Annotated in this window: 4 protein-coding genes; 2 read left to right on the top strand and 2 right to left on the bottom strand. The window is 69.6% G+C overall.

Annotation, left to right across the window (positions count from 1 at the left end; all coding sequences use genetic code 11):
* Positions 1 to 90 precede the first annotated feature (90 nt).
* Both ABD481_RS22070 and ABD481_RS22075 read left to right on the top strand, forming a co-directional pair.
* Entirely contained in the window at positions 91 to 3,663 is a 3,573-nt protein-coding gene (locus ABD481_RS22070; RefSeq protein ID WP_344667617.1) for a hypothetical protein, read from the top strand.
* Positions 3,660 to 15,857 (top strand): hypothetical protein, encoded by a 12,198-nt coding sequence (locus tag ABD481_RS22075; RefSeq protein WP_344667618.1) that lies wholly within the window; start codon positions 3,660 to 3,662, stop codon positions 15,855 to 15,857. Before ABD481_RS22070 ends, ABD481_RS22075 begins: the two co-directional genes overlap by 4 nt.
* 61 nt (positions 15,858 to 15,918) lie before the next feature.
* On the opposite strand, the gene ABD481_RS22080 is transcribed toward ABD481_RS22075, so the two are convergent.
* Together ABD481_RS22080 and ABD481_RS22085 are read right to left on the bottom strand one after the other, a co-directional pair.
* The gene (locus ABD481_RS22080; RefSeq protein WP_344667619.1) at positions 15,919 to 16,365 is read right to left on the bottom strand and encodes a hypothetical protein; all 447 of its coding nucleotides are present in this window, start codon (positions 16,363 to 16,365) and stop codon (positions 15,919 to 15,921) included.
* A gap of 3 nt (positions 16,366 to 16,368) precedes the next feature.
* Positions 16,369 to 20,181: an RHS repeat-associated core domain-containing protein gene (locus ABD481_RS22085; RefSeq protein ID WP_344667620.1), complete on the bottom strand. Its 3,813-nt coding sequence runs from the start codon at positions 20,179 to 20,181 to the stop codon at positions 16,369 to 16,371.
* Positions 20,182 to 20,224 lie beyond the last annotated feature (43 nt).

Genomic DNA, 20,224 nt, shown 5'->3' on the forward strand with positions numbered 1-20,224 from the left:
CACCTTGTCCGACCTGCCCGTTCGTCGATACGTTCGCAGCGCGACACCGACCTACATATCAATAGTCGAAGAAACTCCCAGGGGGCGGGCGTGGCCGTCAAGTTCATGCGGAGCGCCGGCGACAGCCGGCTCTACGAGGGCGACGCCGGACCGGGGCGGCTGCTGCTGGTCCTGCCGAACGGGTATCAGTACACGACGATCGACTTCGGGACGGCCTGGTCGGACCCCGCGCTGCACGGCACGTTCGTCTACGCGGCCGGGCCGGTCGGCGAGAGCGCCACGACGGCCGGGGACTTCGTCGCCGCGGTCCTGGCGCGGATCGCGGCCGCCGGCGCGGCGCGCGGCTGGATGTGGCTCGCCGATCCGGCCGCCTGGCAGGCCGGCCGGGGCGGACTCACCGCGGCCAACGCCCCGGTGCTCGGCCTCAACGCGGACGGCACCGCGGCGACCACGCAGCTCGACGCCCCGATCGTCCCCGGGGTCGCGCTGACCGTGGCGAACGGCTCCCGGCTGGTGCTCGGCGCGACCACGGTCCGGATCAACGGCGCGGTCCAGTTCACCGGGGCCCACGCCCCCGCCGGACCGGCCGCTCCCGGCGCCGATCTGGGGTGCGATCAGGGCACTGTCGGCCTGCTGGGCTTCGACTACAGCGCGAGCCGGGACACGCTGCTGAACAACGCGTGCTGGGGGTTCCAGTACGTCACGCCGACCGGCTACGAGTGGTTCGGGCTCGCCGACGGCGGCTCGGTCGCGATCCGCTTCGCCGCCGCCGTCGACCCCAGCGATCCGGTCAACACCTGGTCCCGTCAGGCGAGCCCCGCGCCCAAGGCGAAAAGCAGCGGCAAGAACGCCAAGAATAAGTCCACGGCGTCCGAGAGCCTCCGCTCCCGGCTGGCGTTCACCGGCAAGGACGAGAACGGCGCGCAAACCGTGCTGCACACACCGTTCCGCACCCGGCAAGGCGCGCCGGTGATCCTCTACATCCGCTCGGACAACGCCGCCCTGGTCTTCACCCCGGGTTCCGGCCGCACCGGGCAGGGCGGCGCCATGCAGCTGGCCCCGTCGGGCGATTTCGAGCTCGGCGTGAAGAACTCCCCCGATCCCTCGGACCTGATGTGCGGCCTGCAGGGTACTGAAATCGTCACGATCCGCCCGGCGACCACCAGCCATCAGGGCGACATCCTGCGCTTCACGCCCTATCAGCCTGCTTACGCCCCGCGCTTCCCGTTCCCGGACGCCTCCCCGCTCACCGCGCCGATCGACGCCGCCCCGGCGCTGCTCGACGGCACCTGCACGACGTCCTGGGCCACCGTCGTCTCCACCCGCGACGAGACCGTGCCTTACGTGGCGCAGCCGGACGGCGCGGCCCTGTACGGGCAGAACGATCCGATCTGGAACCTGGGCTCCCAGCTGATGGGTTGGAAGAAGCCGTCCGACGCCTTGTCGGACAAGGTCCCGTTCCCCCTGCTCCCCTACGCCGCGACCGGCGCGCTGCGCGCGGGCACCTTCACTCCGGCCGACGCCGAAGACTTCGAGCGCGAAGTCCTCAGCCCGACGCGCCGCCGCCGCGTCCCGGCCGGGATATCGTCCGGCACCGACGTCTACTCCACCGTCACGTCCTCCGGGCTGCTGGCCACCGTCAAGGGCGGGAAGTGGACCCAGATCCTGCTCGCGCAGACCCCGCCGCTGGGCATGTACTTCTGCAACCCGGCCCCGGAGCTGCAACAAGCGTTCCAAAGCGGCGAGCTGTTCCTGGTCGCGGCCAACCACGACAAGCTCGGCCCGGCCTTCCGCGGGCTGGACGGCCAGTGCCAGGGCACTCAGCCGGGATTCGCGAACACCGTGGACATCGGCGGGTGGGAGCTGGCCGCGAACGTCGGCACCCGCAACCACTACGCCGACTACAGCAATGTCCTGATCATCAAGGGCCGCAAGGGAAAGCTCTACGACCCCGCGAACCCGGCCGCCGGCCTGTTCTCCAACCCCGAGCGCTGGACCGCCCCCGGCACCTTCGCCGCGCCCGCCGACTTGGTCAACAACCCCAAGCCGCCGCCGGCACAGCTCCCGGGCCCGGCCGACGCGGCCGAGACGGTCGTGCTCGCGCAATGGCTCAAGGACTACTTCGCCGCCGCGTGGAAGACCGGCGACCCGGATCTGGAGCACTTCCGCCGGATCGCCACCGACGAGAACTGGACCGGCGTGCTGGTCCTGCGCGCCGACATCGCCGCGGTCCCGGCCGACCTGGTCGGCATCACCGCCGGGATCACCGACCCGGCCGGGTTCCACGCCCACCACCTCGGCATCGAGATCACCCCGGTGTCGACCAAGACCGGTCCCGTTCCCGGCCCCACCCTGAGCGGGACCAGCTCGCTGTTCGGCCTGATCGACTATCAGGACCCGGCATTCACCCCGCCGGAGGCCGGGCAGCCCGCGACGGCGGTCCGGCCCGCGACGGGCCGGACGTACGACTTCCGGCTGCTGTCGCTGAAGGTCGTGTTCGCCAACTCCGCGGTCGGCGCGTTCCACAGCTACGCCCAGCTCACCGCGACCTCGTGGTTCGACACCCGGGTCGACCGCATGAGCGGCGCGGACAACCCCTACCGCGCGATCGTGCTCGAAGGCACGCTCCAGAGCGACGACGGCCAGCCGGTCTACACCATGGCGACCGACGCCGACACCGTCTTCTTCTTCGACCACGACGTCCTGGCCAGACTGGAGATCACCGGCGCGGTGATGTCGACGCGCGACACCGGCCGGCACGACAGCGGGGACACGCTCGCCCGGTCCTGGTTCGGCCTGACCGGGTTCCTGGACTTCAAGACGCCGAGGGTGCTGGACCCCACCGCGCCCGGCGGCGAATACGCGTTCGACGTGTTCTCCTTCGGCTCCGAGGAGTCACAGACGGCTGACCCGCTCAGCGCCTCGCAGACCCCTGCAACCGAGGAATCGTCAGGACCGGGCCGCGGACTGGCCTTCTCCAACCTCGGCATCCTGATGACGTTCCCGCCGGACCAGCCCGCCGACAGCGCCCTGACCCTGGAGGCCGGCGAGATCCGGTTCGACACCGTCACCAGCACCGCGCGGCCCGGCAGCCTGTTCCGCCAGTTCGCGCTCGACGTCGCGGGCCTGCGCACCGGCACCGCCGAGACCCCGCCGGAGGCCGCCGGCTTCACCCCGGTCGCCACCGCCGCGCGCCTCACCGGCGTCGGCGGCGGCCGCTGGTGGGGCGTGGAGTACCGGCTCCCGCTGGGCACGCCCGGCAACCTCGCCGGGCGCGCCGGGCTCTCCGCGCGCCTGCTCACCGCCTGGGCCGCCGACCCGTCCCAGGGCGCGCGCCCGATCCAGCTGCCCGACCGGCAGAGCGCCCGCGCCTACCACGCCGCGGTGGCGCTGAGCCTGCCCGGCAGCGACGGCGGCGCCAAGCTGATCGGCCTGCAGAACGTGCTGAAGCTGTCGGTCGGGCAGATCAGGCTGCTGTACGACACCGGGGCGGGAGCGTTCCTGCTGCTGTTCTCCGAGATCGCGCTCAAGCTCTACGGACTGCTGTCGATCCCGCCCGGCTCGACGCTGTTCACCCTGTTCGGCGACCCGGCCGGGAGCGGCGAGGCGTCGGGGCTCGGCTGGTACGCGATGTACCGCAAGGATGACGGAGGGGCGTCGTGAGCAACGGGTTCAGCTTCGACGGGCTGATGGCGCTGGCCGCCACGGTCTGCAACAAGACCGCGCAGCTGCGGGTGGACGAGAGCCTGACGGCGTTCCGGTCCCGGCTGCGGCAGGCCCCGACCGGGCAGACCGCGACCGTCCGGATGTACGTCGCCGGGACGCTCGGCTCGGGCCATCAGGCCTCGACCGTGAACATCATGTACGCGTTGTGCGCGAACGTCGGGCAGCCCGCCGAGGGCTTCGGGTTCATCGGGCGGATCGAGCTGCACTACCGTCCCTCCCCCGAGGACGACACACCCACGATCGACAAGCTCCGCAAGCTGATCCCGGAGCTTCAAAACGGCAACACCGGCACGGTCAACGGGGTCGCCATCCAGTGCATCGCTCTGGAGAACGGCGCGCTGACCGGGCCGCGGGTGGCGTTCGGCTTCACCGGCGGCATGGACGGCGACGGCACCCAGGAGGACGGCTTCGCCAACCTCGCGCTGTGGCTCAACACCAGCCGGTTCCTGGTGCTCCAACCGTACCGCTGGCCGTCGCCGGAGCAGTTCCAGGCCCATCCCGACGAGCCGTTCACCGGCGGCGGGCTGCGGATCGTCCTGAACGAGCAGCCGGCGCTGGGCGAGGGGCAGTTCGACCAGCGCGCGTTCTTCCTGCCCGACCCGTCGAGGCCGGATTTCGAGGCGACCTATCCGGTCGGCTCGACCTACCACACGCAGGCCGAGATCATCAAGTACGTGACCAATCCGGCCCTGGAGATCGCGCTGCTGCCGACCTACAGCATCCGGTCGCAGGACAGTCCGCTGCGCCAGCCCATCGAGGAGACGCTGTTCGAACTGGTCACGGCGGCGCTGGCCTCGCAGCGGACCACGACCGGGGCCGTGGAGCCCGGCCGGAAACCGGTCGTCATCCTGCTCTGCGACACCTTCGACGACGTCGAGCAGCAAGACCAGTTCAGGGACCTGATGCAGGGCGGGTTCTCGCAGTCCGAGTCCCAGGCCCAGCAGGCGATCTCCCGGCGGTCGACCAAGCCCGGCGCCCGGGCCGTGGCGCGGTCCAGGGTCGACGGCGCCACGGCCCGGCGGGACTGGCTGGCCGCCCGGCATCTGGAGGACCAGTACCGCGTCCGCTGGGCCCCGGCCACGCTGGCCGGCGTCCAGGAGGACGTGACGTGGGCCAAGGCGGCGGCGGGCCGGGTCGTGCTGGTGGCCGTCGGCTCGGTCCCGCAGCCCCTGTTCGTGTGGTCGATGGCGAACAGCGGATGGCCGTCGTTCTTCGAGGGCCAGAACACCGGGAACATCGCGGTCAGCCTCGCCCGCCCCTACTTCCACGCCGGCCGCGTCGAGGGCGGCTGGTTCCAGTACCCGACCGACGTGGTCCGCTACGTGGACACGGAGACGCAGGCCTGGCAGGTATGGCGGAACTATCCCTCCACCGTTCCGGAAGGGATCCAGGAGGCCGCGAACCAGATCCAGGAGGAGCTCGGCCAGTGGGACATCACCGACGGGAACGCGCCGCCGGACCGCGCCGCCAGGACGGTGAAACAGTACTGGGACGAGGAGGACAACGGCGCACTGCACCGGTACTACCGCAAGGTGAAGGGGTTCTACGCGGTTCCCGCCAATGACAAGCTGCGGCTGGGGTCGGCGTTCGCCGAGTATGTCATGACCCATAATCGCACCCCGATCTCGGACGAGGGCCCGGGGCGTGGGCGTGAGCATGGGCATGGGCACCACGAGGTTCACGGCGCTCATGCCGATCACGCGGGTCGGGCCGGAGCGGCCGAACCGACCGTCCTGGAAGCGACCTACTACCGGCTCAGGCAGAGCCTCTCCCCGGCCGACACCCTCGACGTGGTGCCCGGCGCCTTCCCCGAGGGCGGCATCAACGAGTTCTACACCGAGCTGCTCGGCAAGGAAGGGCTGGTGCTGACCGACGCCGACGTCGTCGCGCTGCCCAGCGAGAGCGAACTCCAGCGGATCGTCGCCACCGGGCGCACCGAGATGCTCGGCATCCCGTTCACCGCGACCATCACCTTCACCGCGCCGCAGGGCACTGTCATCGCCGACGGCCGCTACGACGCCACCGGCGGCTGGAACGTGGGACCGGTGCCGTGGGTGGTGCTGGAGCAGCCGTTCGCCCAGTTCTACGTCCCCGATCTCGGCGTTCCCTCGGTCGCCGCGATCGGCGGCCACCTGGCCGGCGCCGGAACCGGCGTCGAACTGGCGTTCCGGCTGCCCGCCGCCGAGGGGATCTGGCAGCTGGTCGGCCTGTTCGCCGAGCCGTATCCCAGCATCCGGATGTTCTACCAGCTGGCCGGCGGCGTGGACCTGGTGCGGGCCCTGCCCGAGCCGTTCGCCCTGCTGTCCGGCTTCGCGCTGCGCGACGTGCAGCTCGTCTACGACGAGGACGCCGGCCAGGTCACCGACGTCGGTTTCACCATGAGCACCACCTCCGAGGTGGCGCTGCTGGACACGCTCGCGCTGAAGGAGATCACCGCGCAAGTCACGGTCCTGTCACCGGCCGTCCCGGCCGAGCGCGCCACCGTGTGGAGCGTCACCGGCGTGTTCACGCTCGGGGACGAGAAGAACCCCGGCACGGTCCAGCTCAACGCCTCCGGGCCCGGGCTGACGCTGTCCGGCGCCCTGGTCTCCGGCGTGCTGCGGATCGGCGACATCGTGGCGATGTTCGCCCCCGGTGTGGACCTCGGCATCCCCGACTCCCTCGCCGTGACCGACTTCCAGGCCTTCTTCAAGCCCGAGTCCGGCGACTACCGCGTGCAGTGCGACCTGAACGTCGCCTGGCCGGTCACCGTCGGCGGCACCACGCTGTTCTCCATCGACGCCCTGAAGTTCGCGGCCTCCGGCGACCCGGCCACCTCCTCCGGCAACCTGACCGGCCTGGTGACGGTCGACACCGACGTGCAGCTGACCGTGTACGGGTCCTACGACACCGACGAGGGCTGGGAATTCGGCGTGGTCCAGCCGCCGGAGACGGAGATCGACCTCGGGACCCTGATCACCGAGTTCCTGCCGGCCGGCTGGCACGTCGAGGGCGACTACGCGATCGCCGACCTCGCGCTCACCGTCGCCTACACCGCGGGTTCCTACAGCTTCAGCGGCCGCACCGCCGACTGGTGGACCGTCCCGTTCCTCGGCGGCGAGGACCTCCAGATCCGGGGCGAACTCGCCCTTGGTTATCAGGCCACTAAGACAGACGAGATGCCGGCCGGCTACTCCGCGCGGCTGTCCGCCGAGATCATGTGGCACGGCATCGACCTCACCGTCTACGGCGACTACCGGCCGAACACGTTGGAGTACGGCATCAAGTGGGGCGCCCTGGAGGGCAAGGTCGTCCAGCAGGGCGCCGGCGGCGCGTACCTGGCGACGCTGAAGTTCGGCGACACCACCACGATCGGCTCGATGATCGAGGACATGGTGTCGTGGGCGACGGGCTCCCGGTTCGCCCTGGAGGCGCCGTGGAGCATCCTCAACGCCGTCCCGGTCGGCGGCCTGGCCCTGGAATACCGGTTCAATCCGACCAACGAGGCGGAGAACACCGTCTCCTTCACCATCGACATCGGCCCGATCGAGCTGGGCTTCGCCCGGATCGACAGCATCGCAGTGCTCTACGACGACCAGGCCGCGCGCAAGGTCTCCGTCACCTTGAAGGGCTCGTTCCCCTGGAACATCGGCGACGGCGCGGTCGGGAACGCCGGAAGCCTGGGACCCTGGGACGCCGCCGCGCCCGGCGCGGCCCCGGCGCCGCCCGGCACCGGCAACGAGTACCTCGACCTGCGCATGCTCGCGCTCGGCCAGCACGTGAAGGTCCCGGGCCTGGCCGCCGCGCAGAGCGTGCAGAACGCCATCGAGATCATGGCGGCCGACCTGCCGGACACCGTGCCCGGCCAGGTGCCGCTCCCGGCCCAGTACTTCAGCCCGGCGTCGGCCTGGATCATCGGCGCCGACATGGGCGTCCTGCGGTTCGAGGACGAGAACGGCGCCACCGGCTACCTGCTGACCGTGCAGACCGTCTTCAACGACCCCTCGCTGTACGCGCTGCGGCTGGCGCTGGCCGGGCCGGCCGCGAAGGTGTTCAGCGGCCTGGACTTCCAGATCATGTACCGGCAGGTGTCCGAGACCGTCGGCGTCTACCAGGCCGAACTCACCCTGCCCGACCAGATGCGGCGCGTGGAGCTCGGTGCCTGCACGCTCACGCTGCCCAGCGTCGCCGTCGCCGTCTACACCAACGGCGACTTCCAGATCGACGTCGGCTTCCCCTGGAACGGCGACTTCTCGCGGTCGTTCACCGTCGAGGGCGTCATCGCGCCGGGGATCCCGGTGACCGGCTCGGGCGGGTTCTACTTCGGCAAGCTGTCCGGGACGACCAGCGACCGGGTGCCGCAGACGCTCAACGGCACCTTCTCCCCTGTGCTCGTCTTCGGCCTCGGGCTCACGCTCGGCTTCGGCAAATCCGTCCAGTACGGGCCGCTCAAAGCAGGGTTCAGTCTCACCGCCGGCGGCATCGTCGAGGGCGTACTCGCCACGTTCAACCCGTACACGCCGGCCACGACCTCGGCCGCGCCGGCCCAGGTACAGGACGGCTACTACTTCTGGCTGCGCGGTGCGGTCGCCATCTCCGGGCGCCTTTACGGCAGCGTCGACTTCTCGGTCATCAAGGCCGAAGTGGACGTCGCCTTCGCCGTGACGCTCCAGCTCACCTACGAGTCCTACGTCTCGATGACGATCACCGTCATCGTGTCCGTGGACGTCAACGCCTCGGTCAGCATCGACCTCGGGCTGTTCTCGATCCGGCTGTCGTTCAGCTTCTCGATGCGGCTGCAAGAGGCGTTCACGATCGCCAACACCGGCACGCCGCCGTGGACCGTCGCGGCCGGACCGGCACCGCGCGCACTGCGCGTTTCCTCCCGGCCCGGCGCGACCTCCGCAGCTGCCGCCGCCCTGAGCGCGGCGGCGACCCCCGTCGACTGGACCCGGCTGCTCCCGTCGAGCACCGGTGTCAAGAACCTGAAAGCCTGGCTCGCGCCGGGCCTGACCATCGCCCACAACGAGTGGGACACCAGCGGCTCGGCCGCCAAGCAGTCCGTCTGCTACGTCCTGCTGCCGCTCATCGAGACCGTCTCCGCCGACGAGGGCACGCTGCACGAGACGCTGGTCCAGAACGCCTCCCCCGGCCCGGACACCGCGTTCGAGACACTGACGAAAATGGTGCTGCGCTGGGCGGTCAGCGCCGTCCAGGACGGCTCGGTGACACCGGAGAACCTGGACCAGCGGATCGTCACCGAAGCCGAACTGTCGCGACTGCGCGACAGCGTGCTCGTCAGCCGGGAAGGGAATCAGGTCCCGATCATCCCCGCGGACATCGAGGCGTTCATGCTGAAGCAGTTCCGCATCGAGCTGCTCCAGCCCACCGGATCCGGAACGCCGAGCGCCACGTCCTTCCCGATGCCGCCCGGCATCCACATCAGCGCCAAGGGCTACAGCACGTACATCTCACCGTTCGACTACACCTTCGAGAACTACAACTCGCTCACCGACGCCACCGTGCAATACCTGCGCGAGTACTTCGACGAGCTCGCCGTCCAGGTCGCCGACCAGCCGACAGCCGTCGGCGAAACGCGCGAGGCCGGCCCGATGTCGATGGCGCAGTGGGTGTTCTCCGACTACTACTTGCTGCTGGCCCGGCAGATGACACAGTGCGCGCTGGACTCGTTGCGCGACTTCAAGTACGAGATCACCGCGTCGGCCACGCCGCAGGGCGTCGCCGACGACGTCAACGCCACCGGCCAGCTGACCGGCGACGACCGGTTCACGGTCGCCGACCTGTTCGCCGCCAACTCCGGGCGCGCGCTGCGGAGCGGGGCCGTGCTGACCATCGCCTCGGCCATCGCCGTCGGCACCGGCGACAGCCTCGACACGCTGGCCGACCGGCTCGGCGCCGGGTCCGGGGCCGAGGCGGGCACCGGAGCCGGAGCCGGGGTCGGCGCCGGAGTCAGCGCCACCGAGCTGGCCATGACCGACGCCGCCGACGTCGAGCTGCTCCAGCCCGGCGCCACCATCGTCTACCGGGGCGTGTCGCACACCGTCCAGGCCGGACAGACGCTGCGCGCCATCGCCGCCGACGTCTTCCGGGTCCGGTTCGCCGACTTCCTGTCCGGCGCCCCCGGCCTGTTCGCCGACACCCGGCTGCTGCGCGCCGGACACACGGTCCTGACGCCGCTGATCACCTGCCGCGCCGGCAGCGGCAGCACCTTCACCACGCTCGCGGCGAATCAGGCCTATGCTTCCGGCGGCCAGCCCGGATTCACCGGCGGCAAGCTCGCCGAGCAGAACGCGAACCGGCCGATCCTGCGGGCCGGCGAAGCGATCACCTACACCGGCCTGCCGCCGTACGTGGTCCAGCCCGACGACTGCCTGGCCGACGTGGCGCTCGCGATGGGCATCCCGCTGAGCCTGTTGCTGGACAAGGGTTCGGTGCTCACCCAGCAGCGTCTGCTCGCCGACAACGCGATCCTCGTGCTGCCGGGCTTCGCCTTCACCGCGGCGTCCGGGGAGACGCTGGCCTCGATCGCGACGCGGACCGCCACCACGACGGCCGCGCTGGCCACTTGGCCGGGCAACGCGACCGTCCAGGGCCTGTTCTCCGTCGGCACGCCGGGCACCGAGGCCTCCTGGGTCGATGTGCCGCACCTGCCGCAGTACCGGGTCGGCGCGATCCTCGCCGAGATCCAGCGCACGCTGGGGATCCACCAGCTGTCGCGGATGGCGGGCCGCTACTCGATGCACGGCACCCGGCTGCCGGCCCAGCGGATCACGCCGAACCGCAAGGGCATCTGGGTCTCCGGCGAGACGCCCGCGACGTATCAGCTGCCGCCGATGGCGGGCCTGTTCGCGCTGACCGGCCAGCAGTTCCCGGTACCGGACGTGATGGATCCGCCCGGCCCGGAATGGGGCGTGGTCGTCGAGCCGCCGCCGGGACCGAGCTGGGTGGCGATCGCCGGCAACGGGATGGCGTTCCGGCTGGTGCCGGGGAGTGTGGACGCCGACCGCGTGCACTACGCGAAGCTCGCGGCCGCCAACCCGATCGTCGTGCCGATGAACTCGCTGGGCGCCGGAGCGATGACGTCCAGCGCCATGGCCGCCTATCCGCTGACCGCGGCCACGTCCTGGCAGACTCCGGTGCCGCTGACGCTGCCCTACGGCCCGGCGCCGAAGTCCGACCAGGTGCAGGATCTGCGGATCAGGACTCTGCCGGACGCGCTGGTGGGTCTGGCCGATCCGAGCGTCCCGGACCGGAGCGCGCCGCGCTTCGCCGTGCGGGTGGCGGCCTACGACGAGGCCAGCGGCGCGACGACCACGTCGGACGTGGCCTCGCACGGCTGGGCGACGATGGTGTCGTTCACGGTGCGCAAGGTCCCGGCGGTGGCGGGCAGCCCGGCCACGGACGACACGTACGAGATCCTCGGCGCCGGTGGCGCGGACGTCGTGCTGCTGGAGCGGATCGTCGACCAGATCGGGGCGAACGACGCGGCGTTCGACCGCGTGACGCTGGCCTACTCGACCGACACCACTGCCGCGGGCGCCGGCCAGGCGCTGCAAAGCGACCACCAGCCGACGATAACGTTCGGTATCGCTCAGGTGAATCTGTCCACTGAGACACGGCCTCCGGCATCGGCCCTGGCCGTACCGGGCGCCAAGACCTCCGCTGCCGATGGCGCTTTGATGCTCAACAAGCCGTCGGCGTTCGTGCGGCTGCTGTGGGAGGCGAGCATCACCCGCGCGGGCGGCTTCTTCCTGTACTACTTCGACGGCGCGAACCGGCGCGGGCTGCCCGACCGGCTGTTCAACGACCGGGGCGAGGCGACCGTCTCGCTGGTCGTGCTCTACACCGCCGGCACCGGCACCGCCTCGGACCGGGTGCAGGACTACATGAACGCCGCCGTCACCAGCCTGAGCATGGACCTCGCGCAGGCGGTCGTCATCGCCGAGGCGAACCCGCCGGAGGAATCCGTCAACTCGACCTCCGGGGAGTCGCTCGCGACGCTGGCCGAACGGACGTATTCGGACGTCGGGGACCTGGCGCGGGCCAACCGCATGGTCCCGCTGCGCGTCGGCGGCCCGGTGGCGATCACCGGCGGCGTGTATCAGGTCCCGAAGAACGGGATGACGCCGTCCGAGGTCGCCCTTCACCTCACGACCAGTGTCGGTGCCCTGACTTCGGCGAACCAGCAGTACGGCGGCACGCTGCCCGCGCGGTTCCCGGGGCTGTGCGCGGTCTACGTCCCCGACCAGACCATCCAGGCCGGCGGGACGAACACCATGACGCTGGACAAGGTCGCGAAGTACTACGGCGTCGACCTCACAGCGCTCGCGCACGCCAACGCGACGACGACGAACCTGTTCCAGCCCGGGCAGCCGCTCGCCATCACCGGCGGACCGACCGTGCGCACCGCGACCGTGGCGCCGGGAACGACGGCGGTGGCGGGTTCGCGGTCGAAGCCGATTCCGGTGCCGTTGCAGCCGACCCCTTCCAACAACTACGGCGAAGTGTTGGCCTGGAACAACTTCAGCCTGCTGGGCTACCGGCTGGCCGACAACTTGTTCTACAAGCTCAGCGACTACGGGCTTCCGGCCGGGCCGACGACGCCTGCGGGCGAGGCGGCACCGGGCGAAGCAGCACAGGGCAAGGCGGCGCAGGGCGAAGCGGCACATGGCAAGGCGCCGAAGAACACTGGCAAGGTGCGGGTCGCGACCCAGAGTTCGACCTGGGACTACCGGCAGGCGCTGCCGGCGTCGCGGTTCGCGACCGGCATCGCGACCGCCGAGCTGGGAATGCCGAATCCGGCGGAGAGCCCCTATCGCGGGATGGGCTCCATCCTTCAGGTCGAGTACATGTGGCTCGACTATTACGGCAACACCCTGATCACCAACCTGGAGCAGCCGAAAGAAGGCTCGATCGAGCCGCTGAACCTGCCGCCGCAGCTGACCGGATACACAGATGCCTTGATCGGCCTGGGATCCTGGCCGTCGGTCGCCGCGTCGTGGCGGATCGGGGGCGAGTCCGGGTCGGCGCGGCTGGAGGTGCCGCTCGGGTTCGACCCGACCCCGTATCAGGGGCTTTATCGGGCGGAAGCCAATGGCTCGGGAACGCAGGTCACGGCGCGATTCACCGATCCGCTCGTTGCCGGGTCGGCGGCTGATGCCGCGAACTATCAGGTCGCGGCCGCGGAATCGGGGGCGCCGATCCCGGTGATATCGGCGATGCCGAGCGGGGACGGCCGCGCGGTCGTGCTCACGCTCGCCTCGGCGATGCCCGCAGGGCGTGAGTACACGCTCACGGTGACGAATCTGACCGGCGTGGCCACCGGGGCGAATCAGCCTACGTACTCCGGCTCGGCTTCGTTCCCGACGTCGGGTTCGACCGCCGCCTACACGTCGTCGGTCATCGAGCAGGCCAGCCGCGACCTCGGCGTCTACAGTTCCCTGTATTACCAGCTCTACGACCCGGCACAGATGCGGGCCATGGTGACCTCGACGCTGGTCAAGGACGCTCTGCCGCTCACCGGCACGCACTGGCAGGTGCTGCTCGGCTGGCTGTACCAGGACCAGGCCTCGATCTATACCTTCCTCGCCGACCGCGCGGCGGGCGGAACGTCGGTGTCGGCGCCGTCGGCAACGCTCGTGCTCGCCTTCCCGTTGTCGGCGGCGCAACTCAACGGCGAGCAGATCTGCCGACTGGAGACCGCCTTCACCCTGGAACGGGTCAGCGCGGCGGTGCTCGGCGAACTGCGGACCACGGCCGGGATCCGGAGCACGAGCAGCGTCGTCGCACCCGCCACCCACGGCAGCGGCACCGACTCGACGCTCGGGCTGACGGGCTTCGCGAGCGCGTTCGAGACCGCGTTCAGCGTCGCCGGGCAGTACCGCTACAAGGTGGCCGTCGGCGTGGACCGGGCCGCGGCCTCGCCGGCGCGCGACGGTTCGACGCTGTGGGCGGTGCGGGTCGGGACCGGGAACGCGCAGCCCATCTCCTACACGGTCACCAATCCGGGCGCGCCGGAGCTGTTCGCGCCGCGCCCGGTGTCGAACACGCTGGTGAGCCGACAGGCTGTGCCGATCTACGACTACTCGCCGGTGTCGGGCATCCCGACGACGCCGACGCGCAAACTCGACTTCGCGGACGTGGACCTGGACGTCTGGCTGCGCACGCTCGTGGACGCGGTGGACGGGACGCTGACGCCGTCGTTCGTCGCGGCGTTGCAGATCGTGACCGCGAAGGTCGCCGACTCGCTGGACTACCTGGGCCGCATCCTGCGGGCGAAGAAGACGCTGGCCGACTGGATCAGTGCTCTGATGGTGCCGCTCTACGCCGGGCAGTCGCCGGACCCGGCGGCGGTGCGCGAGGCATTCCGTCAGCAGCTCCTCGACAGCCTGGGCAACGCCTACAGCGTCCGCGCGGGAATCCAGTTCCGGGCCGACGTCCGCGCCGACATCCACGATCCGGGCGCCGCCGAGCAACCGCGCCTGTTCGGCGGGGTGCTGGACAAGGCGGCGGAAGGGGAATCGCGCAGCGAGATCACGCTGAGCTCGCCGAAGCTGGATCTGCGCACGGCCTCCGCGGTGCCGCTGCCGATCCTGCTGGGCGCGCCGGAGACGTACAGCCGCGACGGCGCGGTGGTCGGCGCGGTGGAGCTGGACCTGGCGTGGGAGCCGTCGGCGATCGAGCACCAGATCGTCAAGCCGGCGGGCATCGACGGGTACCTGGCTTCGAGCTGGCTGTCGTTCGTGCTGCCGGACGACCCGGCCGGGCTGCTGGCGAGCGACCTCGGGACGTTCCCGGTGCCGCTGGTGCTGCGGTCGTTCCCCACCGGGCCGGCGATGACCGGGCAGACCGGGGCGGCGTCGGCTCCGCAGGGGACGGACCTGGCGGCGCTGACCGCGTGGACGTACTCGTTCGCCTGGTCGCTGCCATTCCACTACGAGCAGGACCGCGTGCTGGGGCGGGTGGAGTTCAACCTGGCCGCCGCCGCGAAGGCCGCGCCCGCGCCGGACGTGTTCCCGCAGCTGGCGGAGTTCATGACGGTGTATCCGCAGGTACGGCCAGACATGGACCAGTACCTGGCGGCGGTCGACGCGACGACTACGAATCATGAGGATTTGAAGAGGGCTGATATCGCGGCGCGGTCGTTCGTCAATTTGTTGGAGCGGATCACGTCGACGTCGGCGTCCACGAGCCCTGCGGCAGCGCTGCGTATCGGGCGTAGCGGGCCGGCACTGGTCGGGGCGCAGGAGCTGACATACGCGTTCGAGGTGTCCGAGGGAGCGGTGGAGAAGCCGGACCCGTCGGCGCCGCTGGGCACGGTGCGGGCGCTGCTGCTGACGGTGCGCGGCGCGCTGCCGCCGGGCCTCACGGCACCGACGGTGCTGGTGGACCCGGAGCGATACGAGGCGGTGCGACAGACGGTGACCGAGCCGGGTGTGTTCGCCTTCTGCTACGTGCTGCACGGAACCACGGACACGTATCTGACGGAGGCCGAAGGACAGAAGATCGCCGAGCGGACGATGGTGCTGCCATCGCTGGACGTCTTCCAACGCCAGGACGCTTGGGCCAGCGCCCGCATCACACGCAACGCCGAACTCGTCCCGGGCCACCCGACCGCCGAGGCGTTCGTCTACACCACACCGGAATCGCGCTTCGCAGACCCCTTGCTCCCGACCCTGGATCACACCACACCGGTCAACATCGGCACCCTCGGCGGCTCCACCACCCCCCGCTCCCTGGAAGCCCAATTCGAGCGCCTGTTCACCGAACTATTCGCAGCCCTGCCCACCGACAGCGGCCCCCTCACCATCCAAGCCGAACTGTCCTACAGCTACCGCCTGACACCCGACCTCGCCCCCATCCGCCTACCGCTGTTCTTCCAAGCACCCAAGCCGATCAAGGTGACAGCAACCGGCACCGGCGACCCCCTGCCCCAGATGATCGCCGCCTGGGACACAGCAACACGCGCCTGGTTCAACGCGGCGCCACCGAGCGGGGCGGAGGGAACGCTGCATCTGGACTTGGCGATCCTGTCGAACCTGACGACGCAACCGATGCCGTTGTTCCGGCTGCGGAATGCGTATCTGCGGCTGAGTGATGTTGAGCCGGCGCTGACCGTGTGGACGGGGTGACGGATTCATCACCTTGGACAAGCTGGTAGCCCGCGACGGACTGCCCAAGCACAGGGACGCCCTATGAACCGCGCCAGTATCGCCGAGCCTCCGTGGCGATGGGCTCGTACTCTGCGAAACTCACCACGGAGACCGACACTGGGCCCAGCGGTGCGCCGTCCTCCTCTGGAACCGGCGCCGCGAGGAAGGCCACCTGGTCAGCGAAACGGTACGCACGTACATGCCACCGGTCCAACGACTCCGCGACGGCGAACAACGTGGGATCGCCGAGATCCTCGTCGGCGAGCAGCAGCTCCAAAGTCGCCGCTGCATCTGCCGTCGGGTCTTCGAGCCGGGGATCGTCCAGCACAGCGAGCCCGTTCAGCCGCGCCATCGCGGAACCGAGCATGCCGGGTTCAGCGTCGCCGATCAGCTCACCGTTGAGGAGCAACTGGAAGCGGAACAGGCCGTAGCCGGGACGGGGAGACACCAGAACGCCGAACGCGCTGTCGTCAGTGGTGAAGCGCAATTCCTAGCTCCTTCGGACATCGACGGGGATGTGGTTCTCGGGGATCTTGACGTCTTGTCCACTCAGAGTTCGCCCGATACTGCTTCCGCTCCAGTGCCAGACGTTGTCTTCGTGCTGGAAGTACCGATAGTAGACGGCCTTCTTGCCGGTGCCGATCTTCGTCCAGCGAGTGTCGCCGACCTGGACACTCCGGGCAAACTGCTCCTCCGCGTCGGGCGTGATCACAGCCTTGCTCGGTATGTACGCATTAGGGCCGCCGTATGGATCGTGATGCCCAGGATTCTCGTAGACCGGTTCCTTCGGTGGCTGCTTGCCCGCCGCGTCAGAGCCAGGGTTCTCATACAGCCCGAACGGATCGATGGCGATCAGCGGGTTGGTCACGTATGCGTGGTCATGAGGTGACGGCGCCAAACCCAACGGATCAGGCGTGAGATATTCGGCGAGATCGGGGCTGTAGTACCGGAACAAGTTGTAGTGCAGGCCGGTCTCGGCGTCGTGGTACTGGCCGGGAAAACGCAGGGGGCAGTCGACCGAGTCATCAGCACTGGTCGACACCGTGCGGCCCCACAAGGTGCTGGTGATGTGCCAGGCGATCCTGCCATCCGTCCCGACGAGTTCGGTCGGGGTACCGACCAGGTCGGTGATGATGGCGTGGAAGGCCTCATCGACGGCGGCAGTGTTTTCGCTGTTCGCCCAGGTGCGGCGGCGCTGCGTCGCAGGACGGACCGAGCCGGGATCGTAGTCCCAGGTCAGAGCCGTAACGAGGGCGTCATCACCTGTCAGTTCCTCGATCAGGCGAGGACCGTCCCACGAATAGACCGCTCGCACTTGTGCCTGGTCGGCAAGGCCGTTCTCCACGACCAGGGCCTTGCTGGTGCGACGGCCGACCGCGTCGTAGCTGTAGCGCCAGACGCCATGGTCGGGAGTCTCCGCCTCGATCAACTGGTCCTGAGAATTCCAGGTGTAGGTCCACGTCCTCCGACGGCCGTCCAGTGTCCTGCGAATGGTCCGTACCAGCCGGCCCGCCGCGTCGTAGTCGTGGTGGACCCGTCCGGCCCGGCGCTCAGGCGTTCCTTGGCTTCCGCTCGATCGACTCGCGACCACCGCATCGTCGAAGCGCGTATCGGTGCTGGCCGCGAGTCCTCCGAAGGAGTCGTACGCGTAACTCTCCGTCCAATCGTACGCTGATACGGTTCCCACCCGGCCTGCCCTGTCGGAGACAATGCGCCGAGTGCCTCGAAGCGTGTCATGGATCTCGTTCGGCACCCCGTCAGCACGCCAGCTCCAGGTCCGGCTAAGAGTCGCGACAACATTGCCCGGCTCGTCCCCGGCTGCACCCACCGGCCCGACAATCAGGTCCTCGGCGACCGGCCGCCCCGCGACATCGAAGCGCCGTTTCAGCCGAGCTCCGCCAGCAACGATACGTTCGATCTCCTGACCGGCCTCATCGAACATGAAGTCGAGCCGCGTGGCGCCCGCGGTCAGCCCGATCGGGCGACCGGCGCTGTCGTAGGTCCACGTGGATTCGGCCGCCGACGCGGTCCTCCGGCGGACTCGACGTCCGACCGCGTCGTAGTCGTAGTGCGTGGTGCGCCCGTCGACGGTTTCGGCAAGTACCCGGCCCACCGAGTCCCGTCGGTAACTCAGGGCACTTGCAGGGGTCGTCGCCGATGCCAGCCGTCCGACTGTGTCATAGACGTAGGTGTAGACCCCTTCAGGGGTACGCCTGGTGGTTACGCGGCCGGCAGCATCGCATTCCAGGGTGATCCGTTGCCCGGCACCGTTCGTGCGGGCCGCGGGATTGCCGGCCGCGTCCCATTCATAGCCGAGACGACGGTCGATGAAGTCGGACTCGGCGATCAGCCGTCCGGCCGGGTCGTAGCCGTAGTCCCAGCTGGCTCCGTCTGGTCGGACGACCCTCTGAAGGTTCAACTCGCTGTCGTAGGCGAAGGTGTAGCGGGCGCCGTCCGGACCGGTCCGTGCGACCAGCGTTCCCATCGGACCAGGTTCGAAAGCGGTGACGGCGCCGATCGGATCGATGGCTTCTACCAGCCGGCCTGCGGTGTCATACCGCCATTGGCTGGTCGCGCCATCGGGATCGGTACGGGATATCGGCATACCGTCGTGGTTCCATGCGTAGCGAGTCGTGGCGCCCAGGGCGTCGATCGACGCCACGATCCGGCCCGCCGAGTCGCGGGTGGCCCGGCTCGTGAAACCGAGAGCATCGGTGACGGCAACCACCAGGCCGGCAGCGTCCGTTCCGAACCGGGTGACCGCGCCCAAGGGATCCGTGAGAGCGGCCAAGGCCCCAGTAGGGGCGTACTCGAATCGAGTCACCGCTCCAGCGGGATCGGTCCTCCTGAGCACGTTGCCACGGTCGTCGTATTCGCGACGCCAGACCGCGCCGTCGGGTTCGACAGCGGTGACCACTCGGCGGTGGTCGTTGTAGTCCATCTCGGTGACGGCACCGTCCGGGGCGACGACCCGGCGGACGTCACCAGCGCTGTCGCGGTGGTACGTGGTCGCGCGACCGAGGGCGTCGGCCTGCGCCAGGATCCGACCGTAGCGGTCGGTCTCGGTGACGGTGGTGTGGCCCAGTGGATCGGTCTCGGAGCAGACGTGGCCGTGCTCGTCGTAGACGAAGGTGGTGACGTGTCCCAGGGAGTTGGTGTGGACAGTGGTGCGGTTCGCCGAGTCATAGGCGAACGATCCCGCCAGGAATCGGCCCTCACCCTGGACGACTCGGCCGATGGCGTCGTACCGGTATCCGTATCGGTAGCCGGAGCGATCGCGCCACGCGGTGATCCGGTCGTTCTCGTCCCACTCATAGATGAAGGGCAGGCCCGAGGAATTCACCACGCCGGTCAGACGCCCGTGCGCGTCGTACTGGAACCGTCTGACCACGATGCCCTGCTCGGCGCCACCATGCTCCAACAGCCGCAGAGCTTCGATTCGCGGTCCGCCGGCCGTCGCCACCGTATCCACCGCGACGCGGTAGCCCGGGTGTTCGATTATTGTCGGCGAGCCGTCCTGATCCCGCAGGATGGTGATGCGGTTGCCGTTGCGGTCCGTGATCGAGGTCAGATCGCGGATCTGGGCGAACTCATTGTCGAAATGCGCGACCGGAAAATGGCGCACCGCTCCCGACCAGGGGTCGCTGATACGGATCTCGTCGGACTCCCGGTCCCACACCAGCGGCCAGCGACTGCCACGATCCGGCAGCACCTCCTGCCCGCCGGACGGCAGCGGGTAGTCGAGCCGCTGGCTGTCGTCGCCCACAAAATGGATGCCGGCCTCGTTGATCGACAGGCGCTGGTCGAGAGTCGAGGACCAGCCGGGACCGAACAAGTGCCCGGTTGCGTATCCGGACGCGTAGGCGCGGCGCAGCAGCACCGGCAGGACGCCGGGAAGCTCCAAGTCGACCGCGCCCGTGAGCATCCAGCCGGAAACGACGTCGACCGGGTCGTCCTCGACAGTCGCAGGCGTCTTGCCCTCGGCGGCACGGGCGCGGGTGCCGACCGCGTTCTCCGCGCCCTCGGCTTCCTTGCCGAACTTCGAGGACATCGATTCGAAGGCTTTGCCGCCCAGCTTCGAGATCGCTTTGCCACCCAGGAACGTGGCGCCGAGCATGCCGGCCCCCATCAGAGCGTCACCCCAATGGCCTTGCATCCCGTCGCCGACAATCTGCATCCCGGTGCCCGCCAACGCGATCAGATTGTCCGCCTCGGCCAAGCCGGCGGTGATCACATCCACACCCGGGATCCAAGACGTCGCCAGCGCCAAGACGTCCAGGAACGGAGCAAGATCGTTCGCCACCTCGGCGATCTTCCCGCCCCAGTCGGCCAGCGCCTCCCCGACG

Origin of the sequence: Catenulispora yoronensis, from assembly GCF_039531695.1 — a bacterium.
Classification (GTDB): Bacteria; Actinomycetota; Actinomycetes; order Streptomycetales; family Catenulisporaceae; genus Catenulispora; species Catenulispora yoronensis.